Annotated in this window: 13 protein-coding genes; all 13 read right to left on the bottom strand. The window is 62.4% G+C overall.

Going from position 1 to position 14,452, the window contains the following annotated elements:
* Positions 1 to 165 precede the first annotated feature (165 nt).
* Positions 166 to 726 (bottom strand): phosphoribosyltransferase, encoded by a 561-nt coding sequence (locus NCT03_RS06680; protein ID WP_244825326.1) that lies wholly within the window; start codon positions 724 to 726, stop codon positions 166 to 168.
* A 104-nt stretch (positions 727 to 830) separates the two neighbouring features.
* The gene (locus tag NCT03_RS06675; RefSeq protein ID WP_250492305.1) at positions 831 to 2,177 is read right to left on the bottom strand and encodes an adenylosuccinate synthase; all 1,347 of its coding nucleotides are present in this window, start codon (positions 2,175 to 2,177) and stop codon (positions 831 to 833) included.
* A 143-nt stretch (positions 2,178 to 2,320) separates the two neighbouring features.
* Positions 2,321 to 3,472 carry an ATP phosphoribosyltransferase regulatory subunit gene (locus NCT03_RS06670; RefSeq protein ID WP_250464955.1) on the bottom strand — a complete coding sequence of 384 codons (1,152 nt, stop codon included), beginning with the start codon at positions 3,470 to 3,472 and terminating at the stop codon, positions 2,321 to 2,323.
* A gap of 97 nt (positions 3,473 to 3,569) precedes the next feature.
* Entirely contained in the window at positions 3,570 to 3,755 is a 186-nt protein-coding gene (locus tag NCT03_RS06665) for a DUF2065 domain-containing protein (RefSeq protein ID WP_244825329.1), read from the bottom strand.
* 54 nt (positions 3,756 to 3,809) lie between these two features.
* Positions 3,810 to 4,715, bottom strand: a complete 906-nt coding sequence (gene hflC, locus NCT03_RS06660) for a protease modulator HflC (protein ID WP_250492304.1) — start codon at positions 4,713 to 4,715, stop codon at positions 3,810 to 3,812.
* 13 nt (positions 4,716 to 4,728) lie between these two features.
* Positions 4,729 to 6,150: an FtsH protease activity modulator HflK gene (gene hflK, locus NCT03_RS06655; RefSeq protein ID WP_250492303.1), complete on the bottom strand. Its 1,422-nt coding sequence runs from the start codon at positions 6,148 to 6,150 to the stop codon at positions 4,729 to 4,731.
* 83 nt (positions 6,151 to 6,233) lie between these two features.
* Complete coding sequence (hflX, locus tag NCT03_RS06650; protein ID WP_250492302.1) at positions 6,234 to 7,499, bottom strand: GTPase HflX; 1,266 nt, start codon at positions 7,497 to 7,499, stop codon at positions 6,234 to 6,236.
* Between the two features lie 83 nt (positions 7,500 to 7,582).
* Positions 7,583 to 7,819 carry an RNA chaperone Hfq gene (hfq, locus tag NCT03_RS06645; protein WP_006999489.1) on the bottom strand — a complete coding sequence of 79 codons (237 nt, stop codon included), beginning with the start codon at positions 7,817 to 7,819 and terminating at the stop codon, positions 7,583 to 7,585.
* Between the two features lie 149 nt (positions 7,820 to 7,968).
* Complete coding sequence (der, locus tag NCT03_RS06640; protein ID WP_244825333.1) at positions 7,969 to 9,309, bottom strand: ribosome biogenesis GTPase Der; 1,341 nt, start codon at positions 9,307 to 9,309, stop codon at positions 7,969 to 7,971.
* Between the two features lie 399 nt (positions 9,310 to 9,708).
* Positions 9,709 to 10,854 (bottom strand): outer membrane protein assembly factor BamB, encoded by a 1,146-nt coding sequence (gene bamB / locus NCT03_RS06635; protein WP_244825334.1) that lies wholly within the window; start codon positions 10,852 to 10,854, stop codon positions 9,709 to 9,711.
* Positions 10,855 to 10,982: 128 nt separating this feature from the next.
* Positions 10,983 to 11,612: a tetratricopeptide repeat protein gene (locus NCT03_RS06630; RefSeq protein WP_250492301.1), complete on the bottom strand. Its 630-nt coding sequence runs from the start codon at positions 11,610 to 11,612 to the stop codon at positions 10,983 to 10,985.
* A 111-nt stretch (positions 11,613 to 11,723) separates the two neighbouring features.
* Positions 11,724 to 13,064, bottom strand: coding sequence for a histidine--tRNA ligase (gene hisS, locus NCT03_RS06625; RefSeq protein ID WP_250464961.1), 1,341 nt, complete (start codon positions 13,062 to 13,064; stop codon positions 11,724 to 11,726).
* 6 nt (positions 13,065 to 13,070) lie between these two features.
* A complete protein-coding gene (gene ispG / locus NCT03_RS06620; protein ID WP_250492300.1) occupies positions 13,071 to 14,399 on the bottom strand; it encodes a flavodoxin-dependent (E)-4-hydroxy-3-methylbut-2-enyl-diphosphate synthase in 1,329 nt (442 codons plus the stop codon).
* Between the last annotated feature and the right edge of the window lie 53 nt (positions 14,400 to 14,452).

Genomic DNA, 14,452 nt, shown 5'->3' with positions numbered 1-14,452 from the left:
TTTAGCATCGCGTTTCGTGCGCGTCGGCTGAACGATTCAGGGCGCTTGGCCGCATCTGTGAAATTAGGTGACCCAAAGCAAAAACGCCGTTGCGCCCGGCATGAAGCGGGACGAACGGCGTCTTGCCCGTTATCGGGCAGCAAGAACGAGGCGACGAAGTGGCGCTCACTCGCGGCTGTTCTGCAGGCCCCGCTTGATCCAGGCGCCGAGATTGTGCGGCCGTACCGTGTCCCACTCCTCGAACGGTTGATGAATCCACGGATTGGTTTCGAGAAACTGCACGTGATAGTCGGGCGTAACCTTCGAGCACGCCTTGTACCAGAGCACGGCCGAGCGCACCGCCGTAATGGCCGGATAGCGCTCCTTCAGATGCTCCTGCACGCGCGCGAGCGTAACGCCTGAGTCGACCAGATCGTCCACCAGCAAGACGTTGCCGGACAACTCGCCGCGCGTCATGGTGATGTACTGCGCGATGTCGAGATCGCCCTGCTCCGTGCCCGCGGCTTCGCGATACGAACTCGTTGCGAGAATGGCGAGCGGCAAGTCGTAAATGCGCGAAAGTTGGTCGCCGACGCGCAGCCCGCCGCGCGCCAGACACAGGATCTTGTCGAACTTCCAGCCTGAGTCGTGTACTTTGAGCGCGAGGACTTCGATCAACCGGTGATATTCATCCCAGTTGACCCAAAGATTTTTGTCGTCGTTGCGCGGGTCCGTCATCGCGATCATGGTAAGACTCTTTCAAATACGTACTACGGGTTATATATGAAATGTGGCCGCAAGGTAGCGGCCACATTCTTTACAGCGTCCGGCTCAGGTTGAAACGCTCGCGCTCAGACCTTGAACGGATGACGCAACAGGATGGTTTCATCGCGGTCCGGTCCGGTCGACACCATGTCGATGGGCACGCCGGCAACTTCCTGCACGCGCACGAGATAAGCACGCGCGTTCTCGGGCAGACTGTCCCATTGCGTGATGCCGATGGTGCTTTCCTTCCAGCCGCCGAAGGTCTCGTAGACCGGTTCGCAACGCGCCACTTCCGAGGCGCCGCGCGGCAGGATATCGACCTCTTTGCCGTCGAGTTTATAGCCTACGCACAGCTTCACTTCTTCGAGACCGTCGAGCACGTCGAGCTTGGTGATGCACAGCCCCGAAATACCGTTGATCTGAATGGAGCGGCGCAGCGCGGCGGCGTCGAGCCAGCCCGTGCGACGCGGACGACCCGTGACCGAACCGAATTCCTTGCCGACGGTCGCCAGGTTCAAGCCCACCTGGTCCTGACGTTGCGCGTTGTCGGCATCGTACAGTTCGCTCGGAAACGGGCCCGAACCGACGCGCGTGCAATACGCCTTGGTGATGCCGAGAATGTAGTTGAGCCGTTGCGGACCGATACCCGCGCCCGAAGTCGCCGCACCCGCGACGCAGTTGCTCGACGTGACGAACGGGTAAGTGCCGTGATCGACATCGAGCAGCGTGCCTTGCGCACCTTCGAACAGCAGATTGCGGCCAGCGTGGTTTTCGTCGTACAGACGGCGCGAGACGTCCGTGACCATGGGTTCGAGACGCGGCGCGTAACCGAGCATGGTGTCGAGCGTTTGCTGGTAGTCCACTTCGGCCGCGCCCAGATACTTGCTCAGCACGAAGTTGTGGAAGTCCAGCACTTCGCGCAGACGTTCGGAAAACACCGGCACGTCGAAGAGGTCCTGCACGCGCAGCCCGCGACGGCCGACCTTGTCTTCGTATGCCGGACCGATACCGCGCCCCGTGGTGCCGATCTTGCCCGCGCCGCGACGCGCTTCGCGCGCCTGATCGATCGCGACGTGATATGGAAGAATGAGCGTGGCGGCTTCGGAAATGAACAGGCGTTTCTGAACGTCGATGCCCGCGGCTTCGAGCTCGTCGATTTCCTTGAACAAAGCTTCCGGAGACAACACGACGCCATTGCCGATATAGCAGGCCGTGCCCGCGCGCATGATGCCCGAAGGGATGAGGCGCAGAATGGTTTTCTTGCCGCCGATGATGAGCGTGTGGCCGGCGTTATGACCGCCCTGGAAGCGCACGACGCCCTGGGCGTGGTCCGTCAGCCAGTCGACGATCTTGCCCTTGCCCTCATCACCCCACTGGGTGCCCACCACGACGACGTTGCGCCCCGGGTTCACATTCACTGCACTGGCAGACATGTTGATTCGTTAGCTGGTTAAAAACGTATTTTACCTATGTTCGCCACAGGTTCCGAATTTTTCGGGATACGTCGGGGTTAGGAAATCGGCATCCATTCGTATGACGCGCGGCTCACTTCATGCGCCGCGCTTAGGCGCCGCGTTCAGGCGCGCGCTTCGACGATCCATTGGCCGTCGCGCTCGATGAGTACGCGGTCGAAGGCGAATTCGTCGAGATCGTGCTCGTGACCCGGCAGCGCCTGAATGACCACTTCGCCGGCATCGCGCAATGCGGCGACGGCGGCGCGCAGCGTGTCTTCGTGCTTCCACGGTGCAAGGATCGCGCTGCCGCGGGCATCGACGGGAGAAATGCGCGCGACTTCACGCAGGTCCAGCGAAAAGCCCGTTGCCGGACGCGCACGTCCGTAGGCGAGCCCGACATCGTCGTAGCGGCCGCCATGCGCAACCGCGTTGGGCACGCCGTCGACATAGGCGGAGAACATCACGCCGCTGTGATACGCGTAGCCGCGCAAATCGGCGAGATCGATCATGAGTTCGGCGCCGTCGACCTGGCTTGCGAGAAACGCGAGATCGTCGAGCGCACGCGCGATGACCGGCAGATTCGGCAGACGGCCGCGCGCGGTTTCGAGCACCGAGGCGTCGCCGTAGAGCGTAGGCAGCGCGCGCAACGCTTCGCGCGGCACCTGGCCGAGATGCGCCGTGAGTTCGTTGATACGCGGCACGTCCTTGCTCGCGAGCGCCTCATAGAGCGCTTCGCCAAGCGATGCAGCCGCCGGTTCCAGTTCCAACAACGCGGCGAGCACGCCCGCGTGGCACAGATCCAGACGCACTTTCGTGAGACCCGCGAGATGCAGCGAATCGAGCATCAGTTGCTGGATTTCGAGGTCCGCTTCGAGCCCCGCGTGGCCGTAGATTTCCGCGCCGATCTGAATCTGCTCGCGCGTCGCGTGCAGGCCGCGCGGACGCGTGTGCAGCACGTTGCCCGCATAGCACAGACGCGTCACGCCATGCCGGTTCAAGAGATGCGCGTCGATGCGCGAGACCTGCGGCGTGATGTCCGCGCGCAAGCCGAGCGTGCGCCCGGACATCTGATCGACAAGTTTGAAGGTGCGCAGGTTCAGATCGCTGCCGCCGCTCGTCAGAAGCGATTCGAGATACTCGAGCATCGGCGGCATCACGAGCTCGTAACCGTACGAACGGAAACGATCGAGCAGACGGCGTCGCAACTCTTCGATCTTGCGGGCTTCCGACGGCAAGACGTCGGCGATATTCTCGGGAAGTAACCAGGTGGACATCGATACGTTTCCTACGGGGCGCGCGGCGCGGCGTGACGCGGCGCGCTTTGACGAACGGATTTAAACAAGATAGGCCAATTGGCGCATCACGGTGTGCTCACGTTGCGATGAGCAGCAGGATGAGCCCGAGCACCATCGCGATCAGTCCGCCGATGCGGATGTGATGCGTCGGGCGCTCCGCGATGCGGCGAAAGGTATCGCGCCACGCGGTCGGAAAAACGAAGGGAAACATTCCTTCGATGATCAGCATCAACGCAAGTGCGAGCAGTAACGTCTCGGCCATGTTCCAAGGGAGAAAGGCGAAAGCGCGAACGGATCGCGCTTTCGCGGGGCACGATCAGCGCTTGGCCGTGGCAGCCGCGGAAGAAACATCCGCGCTGCCGCCGTTCGGGCCGCGCATGAAGCGGAAGAAATCGCTGCTCGGGTCGACCACCATCACGTCGCCTGGCTTGAAGGTCTTCTTATACGCTTCGAGGCTCTGATAGAACTGGTAGAACTGTGGATCGCGTCCGTAGGCGTCCGCGGCTATGGCTGCCGCCTTGCTGTCTCCTTCGCCCTTGATGGACTGTGCCTGACTGTATGCATCGGCGAGAATCGCCTGTTGTTCGCGCTGGGCGTCCGCCTTGATCTTGTCGGCGTCCGCCGTGCCCTTTGCGCGCTCGATGGCGGCGGCCTGCTGACGCGCCGCGATCATGCGTTTGTAGACGGAGTCGGCTACCACGGACGGAAAGTCGATACGCGTCATCTGCAAATCCACGAGCTGCACGCCGAAGGCGGCCGCCGCGTCTTCCACCGACTTCTGCGCTTCGCTTGCGAGCGTTTGCTGGCTGCCGAGCGCGTCCGTGAGCGAACGCTTCGCGAACGCACTGGCGAGCGACGTGCGCGCGAGCCCGACAATGCGCTCCTGCGCGGTCTGCGTGTTCTTCTCGTTGCTCTCGAACAGTTTGAGCGGATCGGCCACGCGATACTTGATGACGGTATTCACCAGCACGTCGGTCTTGTCCGACGTGGCGAAGCGGTCCGCGCCCGCTTCGTCGATGGTGAGCGTGCGGGTATCGACGAGCGTGAGCGTCTGGAACGGCGCGGGCAGCTTGAAATGCAGGCCCGGGCCGTCGAGTTTCGGTTCGCCGTCACCGTGGGAAGCCACGACGGCAGCATGCCGTTCGTCGACCGTGAAGATCATCGATGAACCGATGAACAGCACGATCACGACAGCGACCACAAGCGCAATGATTCGATTCATGTTCTCGCGCTCCTTATTGCAGGTCGTCTTGACGATTGCGCGAGCGGAAAGCATCGCGGGAGCGCAACGGGTCGCTTGCACTGCTTGCGGCACTGGCCGCGCTGGCCGCACTGGCTGCAGTCGTCGCGCTGGCCGCGCCGTTGATCGCTCCGTTGGCCGGCGCGCTCACCACGGCCGGCGACGACGCCACGCCCGGCGCACGCGCCTGTGCGCCATCGCCAGCGGGCGCGCTTGCGGCTGCGGCGGCACTGGCGGCATCGGCTTCTTTCACCTGCTGACGATTCGCCTCGACGAGCTTGTCCAGCGGCAGGTACACCACGTTATTGCCTGCCTTGCTGTCAACGAAGACCTTCGTGGTACGCGAATAGATTTGCTGCATCGTGTCCAGGTACATGCGCTGACGAATGACCGCGGGCGCTTTCGAGTATTGCTCGTAGACCTGCTTGAAGCGCTCGGCGTCGCCCTGTGCTTCGGTGACCTGGCGATTGCCGTAGGCCGTGGCTTCGTCGACGAGACGCGCCGCGTCGGCTTTCGCACGCGGCAGCAGCTGATCGGCATAGGCTTGCGCGGTGTCGCGAGCGCGCTCGTTGTCCTGACGCACGCGCGATGCTTCCTCGAATGCCGCCTGCACTTGCGTCGGCACCTGCACGCTTTGCACGGTCACGCCCGTCACCTGCAAACCGGTGCGGTAGAGATCGAGCGAGCGCTGGATAGATTCAGTTAGACGCGCGCGCAGCGCCTCGCGATCCTTGTAGAGCATGTCGTCCGTGCTGATAGACCCGGCGATCTCGCGGACTGCCGCCTGCGACGCCTGCGTGACGCTCTGGTCGGGATCGAGATTGCGGAACAGGAAGTCGGTCGGCGACTTGATCTGATATTGCACGGCGAAGCGCACGTCGACGATATCGGCGTCGTTCGTCAGAACCGAGGCATCGCGCACGTTGCCTTGCGCGAGCGCGGTGCCGCGACCCACTTCGACCGAGCGGACCTGCGAGATGTCGACGATATCGTGCGACTGAAACGGATACGGCAGGCGCCAGTGAATGCCTTGCGCCACCGTTTGCCGATATTTGCCGAACTGCGATACCACGCCGACGTGACCGTCCTGTACGACAAACACGCCGCTGCCGAGATAGATGGCGATCAGCACGCCAATGACGATGCCAAGCCCGATGCGCGTGCCGCGGCCGTTCTCGCGCGGCGCACCGCCGTTGGGCTTGCGCCCGAACAGACCGGCGATGCGACGGTTGAAGTCGCGCCACATCTCGTCGAGATCGGGCGGGCCTTCGTCCTTGCCGTTCGGGCGCTTGCCGTCTTGCGGACGCTTCGAGTCGTTCTTCACGCCGTTGCCTTCGCCCCGCCCCCAGCGCGGATCGTTGATCGAAAAGGCGGCATGCATGCGCTGCCTGTTAGTCCGCTCGTTGTAGTCGTTCACTCGGTGATTCACCATTAGACAGCCGGGGGTAGACATCCAGACAGATAAGCCCGGGCGATGCAATCCGGAGTTCCGCGAGCCGATCAGTGACCGTGCTCGGAAACCTTGTGGTCACGTTGTTCGGTCAGCCGGTGGTCTTCCGGCTGCGCGTTCGTGTCGTGTGTTTCGTTTGACCCGGACAGCGGGGATTGCGTTGCATCGGGCTCGAGTTGCGGCGCTTCGATTTCAGCGAGCACGCTCGGTAAGGCCTCTTCGCTTTCGTCCGTTTCCGCAGCAGCGATTTCGGCGATGGCAGCGCGCAGCGCATCGAGCCCCTGGCCCGAGCGTGCACTCAAAAAGACGCGCGAAATATTACCATACTCGTCCCTTTCAACCGCTTCGCCACGGGCCGCCAGCTCAGGCACCGCGTCGATCTTGTTGAAGACGAGAACCTGCCGGATGGAATCCGCGCCGATGCCGCGCAATACCTCGTTCACCTGATCGATCTGATCGAGGCGCACGGCGCTCGATGCATCGACCACATGCAGCAGCAAGTCTGCGTGGATGGTTTCCTCGAGCGTGGCGCGAAAGGCCGCGACGAGCTGGTGAGGCAATTCGCGGATGAACCCGACCGTGTCCGATACCACCACGTGCCCCGCTTCCTCGCCGAGATAGACGCGACGTGAGGTTGTGTCGAGCGTGGCGAAAAGCTGGTCGGCGGCGTAGGCCTGCGCCTTCGTGAGCGCATTGAACAGCGTGGACTTGCCCGCATTCGTATAGCCGACGAGGGACACCGACATCGTGCGGTTACGCGTGCGCTGACGACGCTGCGTACCATGCTGACGGCGCAACTTCTCGAGCCGGGTCTTGAGCGCCTTGATACGCTCACCGATCAGCCGGCGGTCCGTTTCGAGCTGCGTTTCGCCCGGACCGCGCAGGCCAATACCGCCCTTTTGCCGTTCCAGGTGAGTCCACGCGCGAATGAGCCGTGTCGACAGATACTGCAGCTGTGCGAGTTCGACCTGCAATTTGCCTTCGTGGCTGCGGGCGCGCTGCGCAAAGATGTCGAGGATGAGGCTCGTGCGGTCCACCACGCGGCGGTCGAGCGCGAGTTCGAGATTGCGCTGCTGCGCGGGCGCGAGTGCGTGATTGAAGATGACGAGTTCGACGTCGTTCGCTTCGCAAGAAAGGCGCAGTTCTTCAACCTTGCCGCTGCCAATGAACATCTTGGCGTCCGGAGCCGAACGGCGGCCGGTTAGCGTGACGGCGGGATGGGCGCCTGCACTTTGTGCGAGCAGGCTGAGTTCTTCCAGACTGGCTTCGAAATCGATCTTGCCGAAGTCGATGCCGACGAGCGCTGCATTGATCAAATTGATATTTTTCGGTTTTTGAAGCGACCGGCGAATTGTTTGATGTTCGCTTTTTGTGAAAACAGCGCCGGTCGCGACGAGGTTTAGGACGATTCAGCGTCCGGGTGGAAATTCACCGGACGGGCCGGCACGACGGTGGAAATGGCGTGCTTGTAGACCATCTGTGTGACCGTATTTCGGAGCAACACGACATACTGGTCGAACGATTCGATGTTTCCTTGAAGCTTGATGCCGTTGACCAAATAGATCGACACCGGCACGTGCTCTTTACGCAGCGCGTTCAAAAACGGGTCTTGTAACAATTGCCCTTTGTTGCTCATAGCAAACTCCGTGTTTTTTTGCAGGTTGGATTTATTGTCGGCGAAGAAAAAGAGATCCGCCGACAATCGCTACACTATAGCTGATTTTCGTTTCCGCACCAGCCTGGCCAAATGGCCGACCGGCCTGAAACGCTTGACTCACGCGGCTTTCAGCCTTTGTCCGCGTATGGGTTATGGCTCGACCGGAACTCTATGCGCAGTGGCGTCCCGACCAATCCGAAAGTTTCTCGGAAGCGCCCTTCCAAATAGCGTTTATAAGTCTCGGTAATGGCGTCGAGCGCATTGCCGTGCACCACGATGATCGGCGGATTTTGTCCGCCCTGGTGGGCATAACGCAGCTTCGGACGAACCGGACCGCGACGGCGCGGCTGCTGAAACTCCACCGCGTCGATGAGCGCGCGCGTGAGCTTCGGTGTCGGCAACTTGGCCATGGCGGCGGCGTAGGCTTCATCGACAGACTTCATCAATGGGCTGATGCCGCTCTTCTCCAGCGCCGAGACGTAGTGAAATTTAGCAAAGTCCAAAAACTTGAGCTTGCGGGTGAGATCCGCCTTCGTGCGCTCGCGCACATGCGAATCCAGACCGTCCCACTTGTTCACGCCGACCACGAGCGCGCGGCCCTGTTCGACCACGAAGCCCGCGATGTGCGCGTCCTGATCCGAGATGTCCTGCTGGGCGTCGAGCAAAAGGATCACGACGTTGGCATCGGAAATGGACTGCAAGGTCTTCACCACCGAAAACTTTTCGATGGCCTCGAACACCTTGCCGCGACGACGCAAGCCCGCCGTGTCGATAAGCGTGTATTTGCGGCCTTGTCGCTCGAAATCAATATAAATCGAATCGCGCGTGGTGCCGGGCATGTCGAACGCGATCACGCGCTCCTCGCCGAGCAATGCGTTCACGAGCGTCGACTTGCCAACGTTCGGACGTCCGACGATGGCAATCTTCACGCCGTGCTGCGCCTTCTCTTCTTCGCTCTCCTCGGGCTGACCGGCATAAGCGATGTCGAGCGCGTCGTTGATCATCTCGGTGACGCCGTCGCCGTGCGCAGCCGAGATCGCGCGCGGATCGCCGAGACCGAGTTCGTAGAAGTCGGACGCGACGGCCGAATACTTCATGCCCTCGGCCTTGTTCACGACGAGAAAAAGCGGTCGGCCGGTCTTGCGCAGATAGTCGGCAATCGCCTTGTCTTGCGGCGCGAGCCCGTTGCGTCCATCGACGATGAACACGACGATGTCTGCCTCTTCCACCGCCTGACGCGTCTGCCGCGCCATTGCGTGCAGGATGCCGTCTTTCGCGACCGGCTCGAAGCCGCCCGTATCCACGACGAGATACGGCCGCTCGCCGCCCACACGGCCTTCGCCGTAGTGGCGGTCGCGGGTGAGGCCGGGCAGATCGGCGACGAGTGCATCGCGCGAACGCGTCAGCCGGTTGAATAAAGTGGATTTCCCCACATTGGGGCGCCCGACAAGGGCAATCACGGGTTTCATCAGATGTTGTTCAAGGTTGAACGCAAGACGGCACACGAGGCGTGCGAACGAGACCTCTCGTTCCGCTCATGCCGCGCCACGGCTGCGCTTGTCGAAAATTAGCATGGATTCGGCTTGCGGCACGCGCGACGCGTCACGGCGTCAGTGTGTCAAGCCTGCGGCGCTGGGACGCCGCTGCGCCTCGTCAGAGGCAGTTTTGGCGCGCCGCCTTCGCGCGACACGCTTTGATTCTTGCAGCCCACCGCGCGTTTTGCGTTCCGCTGGCAGGCTCTCGGGAGTGCGCGCGATTGCCGCGCCTCCTGCTTTCTCTTGCGGCCCGGTTCTGGCCGGACCTGCCGCGCGATCGGCTTCGAGCGCGCAATACCGCGCACACCGCTCGATCAGACGATCACGCGCGTGTTAGTTGCTGGGACGGAAGCCGTAGATGCCGCCGTCGTGCGTCAGGACCACGAGCGTGTTGCCGGCGAGCACGGGCGGCGCGGTGATCGCGCTGCCGTCGGTCTTGGCGCGGCCGACGAGTTCGCCGTTATCCGCGCTCAGGAAGTGGACGTAACCTTCGAAGTCGCCAACAACGACCGCGCGACCGAGAATATACGGCACGCTGACCTGGCGGTTCTTCAGCTTGTCCGTTTTCCAGAGCTGCGAACCGTCCGAGGTGCGGAACGCATTTACGACCGACCAGTCGTCGCCGGCTGCGACCAAGTCCGAATCCTGCGCAAGACCGCTGTCGGACGAGAAGCTCTTTTCCCAGTCCGGACGGCCGGAATTTGCATTGAAGCAGCCGATGCGGCCCTGGAACGTCACCGCGCAGCTCTGCGCGCCGACGAGTCCCGGTGCGCCGGTCACGTCGTTGATGCGCTCGACTTCGGTCACGCCCTTCGGATATGAAACCGGCGTTTGCCAGAAGGCATCGCCCGTTTGCAGGTTGATTGCCGCGAACGTGCCGCCCGGGAACCCAGCAAGCACGGCCTGATTGCCGGCGAAGGTCATGCCCGCCGCGACGCGCAGATTCAGCGGCACCGCGCGCAATTGGAAGACCCACTTTTGTTCGCCGGTCTGCGCGTTGAAGGCCACGACCTTGCCGTCGATGGTACGCACGATCACGAGGTCGTTGCCGACGAGCGGCGGAGAGATCAGTTCGCCCGGCGCGACTGCCGTCCACAACTGCTTGCCGTCCGGTCCGAGCACGTAGACCGAACCCTTCAGACCGCCGACCGCAGTCAGATTGCCGTCGCTGCCGACGCCCGCCGACAGATCGTCCTTGAGCTTGATGCGCCAGACATCCTGACCCGTTTTCGCGTCGATCTTCACGACCGAGCCGTTCTCGCCTGCGGCAAAAATTGCGTCGCCCACGGCAACCGGCGCGAACAGATAGCGGCCTGCCTTGCCGACGCTCGCCTTCCACGCCTGGGAGACGTTGAGCACCGGCTTGAACTCGACGAGCGGTGTCGGCACGCGGCGTTCATCCTTGGTGGATGAGCAAGCCGCGAGCAAGGCGGTCATCGCGCAGGCAAACGGCACGGCGTAGCGTTTCAAAAAAGTCATCGGTGGACGCAACATGAATTATCGGATTCGGTTGATCGGCGCCCGGCCGCGCCTTCGCCTTCAAGGCGTTGCGCGGCCGGGCGGCCTGATTGTTATATGGCTCGGTCGATTGCGGCGGCGCGCGCTGATCAGCCGCCGAGCGCGTCGAGCTTGAACTGGACCAGTTGCCGCGCGGAGGTATCGTTCGCGGGCAGCGCGCCGAGCGCCAGCTTGTAGGATGCGCGGGCGTCGTCGCGCTTGCCTTGCGCCGCAAGCAGATCGCCGCGACGGTCCGCGATCACACCCTTGTAGGCGTCGAGCGGCGCATCCGCGAGCAGCTTCAGACCCGCGTCGTAATTTTTCTCGTCGAGCAGCACCAGCGCGAGACGCAGCTTCGCGACTTGCTTGTACTCGTCGTCCTTCGCGTGATCGATGGCCCATTGCAGTTGCGCTTTCGTGCCGGCGGTATCGCCCGCCGTGTAAAGCGACTTGGCCGCGGTGAGCGCGCTCATCTGAGCGTAGGCCGTGCTGCCGAACTTGTCTTCCATGTCCGTCGCAATACGGCTCACCATTTTCTGATCATTGCCGGTGACGGCCTGCTGAAGCTGGTCGTACAGCACGGAAGCTTCGGCCGCCTGATGACGCTGCCAGTAATTCCAGCCGTTGTATCCGGCTGCGATTACAAGCGCCACGAGGATGATCCACGTCGTGGAATTACCCCACTTGGCCCACCAGGCTTTCAAACTTTCCAGTGATTCTTCTTCGTCGTGATAGCTCATCGTCCAGCTATTCCTTCCTGCGTTTCATTGCACTTCGAGTGCCGTGCGCGATGCCGGACAGTTCACTCATCCAGCGCGATGCCCACGGCCATTGCCCGCGTGTCGGGCCGCCTAGTCTTCGGCGGATGCCACCATCGCATTGATTAGGTATTCGGTCAAGTCTTCCGCCGGAACGTTGACCTGCTCGTTCTTTTGCGCGTCCGACGTTTCGGCGCCCGCGCGGCGCAGCGGCTTCACGCCGATCGTGCCCTGCGCGAGTTCGTCTTCGCCCAGCACGACGGCAAAAGCCGCGCCGCTCGCATCGGCTTTCTTCATTTGTGACTTGAAGCTGGCAGGCGCGCCGTCCGGGCTGCAATGCAGGATCACGTCGAGGCCCGTGTCGCGCAGACGCTCCGCCACGATGAACGCCTGCTCGGCGGCAGCTTCTCCCTGATGCACTACGTAGACGTCCGTACCTTCCGCTTCCGGCACGAGATTCTCTTCTTTCAGCAACTCGAGGATACGCTCGACGCCCATCGCCCAGCCGCACGCGGCCGTGGGCTTGCCGCCAAGTTGCTCGATGAGCGGGTCGTACCGGCCGCCGCCCGCCACCGTGCCTTGCGCGCCGAGCTTGTCGGTCACCCACTCGAACACGGTGAGGTTGTAATAGTCGAGACCGCGCACGAGACGCGGATTGATCTTGAACGGAATGTTGTTGGCCTTCAGCAGCCTTTGCACGCCCTCGAAATGCTTGCGCGATTCTTCGCCCAGGAAGTCGGTGAGCTTTGGCGCGTTCTGCGCGATTTCCTGCAGCGCGGGATTCTTCGTGTCGAGCACGCGCAGCGGGTTGGTGTAGAGACGGCGTTTAGCTTCTTCGTCGAGCGCGTCGACGTGCTGCTCCAGATACGCGATCAGTTCCTTGCGGTGCGCCGCGCGCTCGTCAGGCTGGCCGAGCGAATTCAGTTCCAGGCGAATGCCGGTCAACCCAAGGTCGTCCCACAGGCGCTGACACATCATGATGATTTCGGCGTCCGTGTCCGGTCCCGCGAAACCGAGTGCTTCCACGCCGACCTGATGGAACTGGCGATACCGCCCGCGCTGCGGACGCTCGTGACGGAACATCGGGCCGATGTACCACAGGCGCTTCGGGCCGTCGTACAGCAAGTTGTGTTCGATGCTCGCGCGCACCACCGCCGCCGTGTTTTCGGGGCGCATGGTGAGATGTTCGCCGTTGAGCGAATCGGTGAAGCTGTACATCTCTTTCTCGACAATATCCGTCACTTCGCCGATCCCGCGCGTGAACAACTGCGTATGCTCGATGATCGGCGTGCGGATGTTCTGATAGCCGTATGCGCGCAGCATCGACTTCACCGTGGATTCGAAGAAGTCCCACAACGCGGCGTCCTGCGGGAGGATGTCGTTCATGCCCTTGACGCCGGTCAGCTTGCCGAGCCGTTTCTTCTGTTCAGTCATCTGTCTTTAAAGTGTTGCCGCGGACGTTTCTTCGCGCTTGCCGGTTTCTTGCCCGTAGGTGCGCTCGACGTAGTCGCTGACGATTTGCTGGAATTCCTCGGCGATACGCTCGCCACGCAAGGTCTTCACCTTCACGCCGTCGATAAACACGGGCGCGGCGGGATTTTCGCCCGAACCCGGCAAACTGATGCCGATGTTCGCGTGTTTCGATTCGCCCGGCCCGTTGACGATGCAGCCCATCACCGCGACGTGCATCTTCTCGACGCCGGGGAACTGGTCGCGCCACACGGGCATGGAGTTGCGCAAATAGCTTTGGATCTGCGACGCGAGTTCCTGGAACAGCGTGCTGGTCGTGCGCCCGCAGCCGGGACATGCAATGACCATGGGCGTGAAGGAACGCAAGCCCATGGTCTGGAGGATTTCCTGGCCGACGACCACTTCGCCCGTGCGCGCGCCGCCTGGCTCAGGCGTCAGCGAAATACGGATGGTGTCGCCGATGCCTTCCTGCAGCAGCAACGACAGCGCCGCCGTCGAAGCGACGATGCCCTTCGAGCCCATGCCCGCCTCGGTCAGCCCGAGATGCAGCGCGAAGCTGCAACGTTTAGCGAGTTCGCGATAAACGGCGACCAGATCCTGCACGCCGCTCACCTTGCACGACAGGATGATCTTGTCGCGACCGAGGCCGAGTTCGACCGCGCGTTCCGCCGAGCCGACCGCCGACTGGATCAGCGCTTCATACATCACGCTTTGCAGTTCCCACGGCGCCGAGCGCGCGGCGTTTTCGTCCATCATGCGCGCGAGCAGGTCCTGGTCGAGACTGCCCCAGTTCACGCCGATGCGCACCGGTTTGTCGTACTTGATCGCGGCTTCGATCATCTGCGCGAATTGCGTGTCGCGCTTTGCGCCCTGTCCGACGTTGCCGGGATTGATGCGGTACTTCGACAGCGCTTCGGCGCATGCCGGATGATCGCGCAGCAGCAGATGCCCGTTGTAATGGAAGTCGCCGACGAGCGGCACGTACACGCCCATGCGGTCGAGTTGATCGCGGATGTGCGGCACTTCCGCCGCCGCTTCCGGCGTATTCACCGTGATGCGCACGAGTTCGGAACCCGCCTGCGCCAGTTCCTTGATCTGGATGGCGGTTCCGATGGCGTCGGCGGTGTCGGTGTTGGTCATCGACTGCACGCGCACCGGTGAGTCGCCGCCGATGGTGACGAGCTGACCGCCCCAGCGCACGTCCACCGCATGCGATGCACGACGCTTCGACGAGCCGCCGAACACCGGTTCGGTCGAACAGATCTTGCTGCTAATCAGGGATTGAGCTTCGGATTGCATCGAAAAACCCTTTGGCCACCAGGCGCCGCGTGCAAGCGGCGCGACGGTGCGAA

The organism is Caballeronia sp. GAWG1-1, from assembly GCF_023631465.1.
In the GTDB taxonomy this organism is placed as follows: Bacteria; Pseudomonadota; Gammaproteobacteria; order Burkholderiales; family Burkholderiaceae; genus Caballeronia.
Note: the sequence above shows the minus strand (reverse complement) of the source record. Positions and strands in the feature narration are given on the sequence as shown.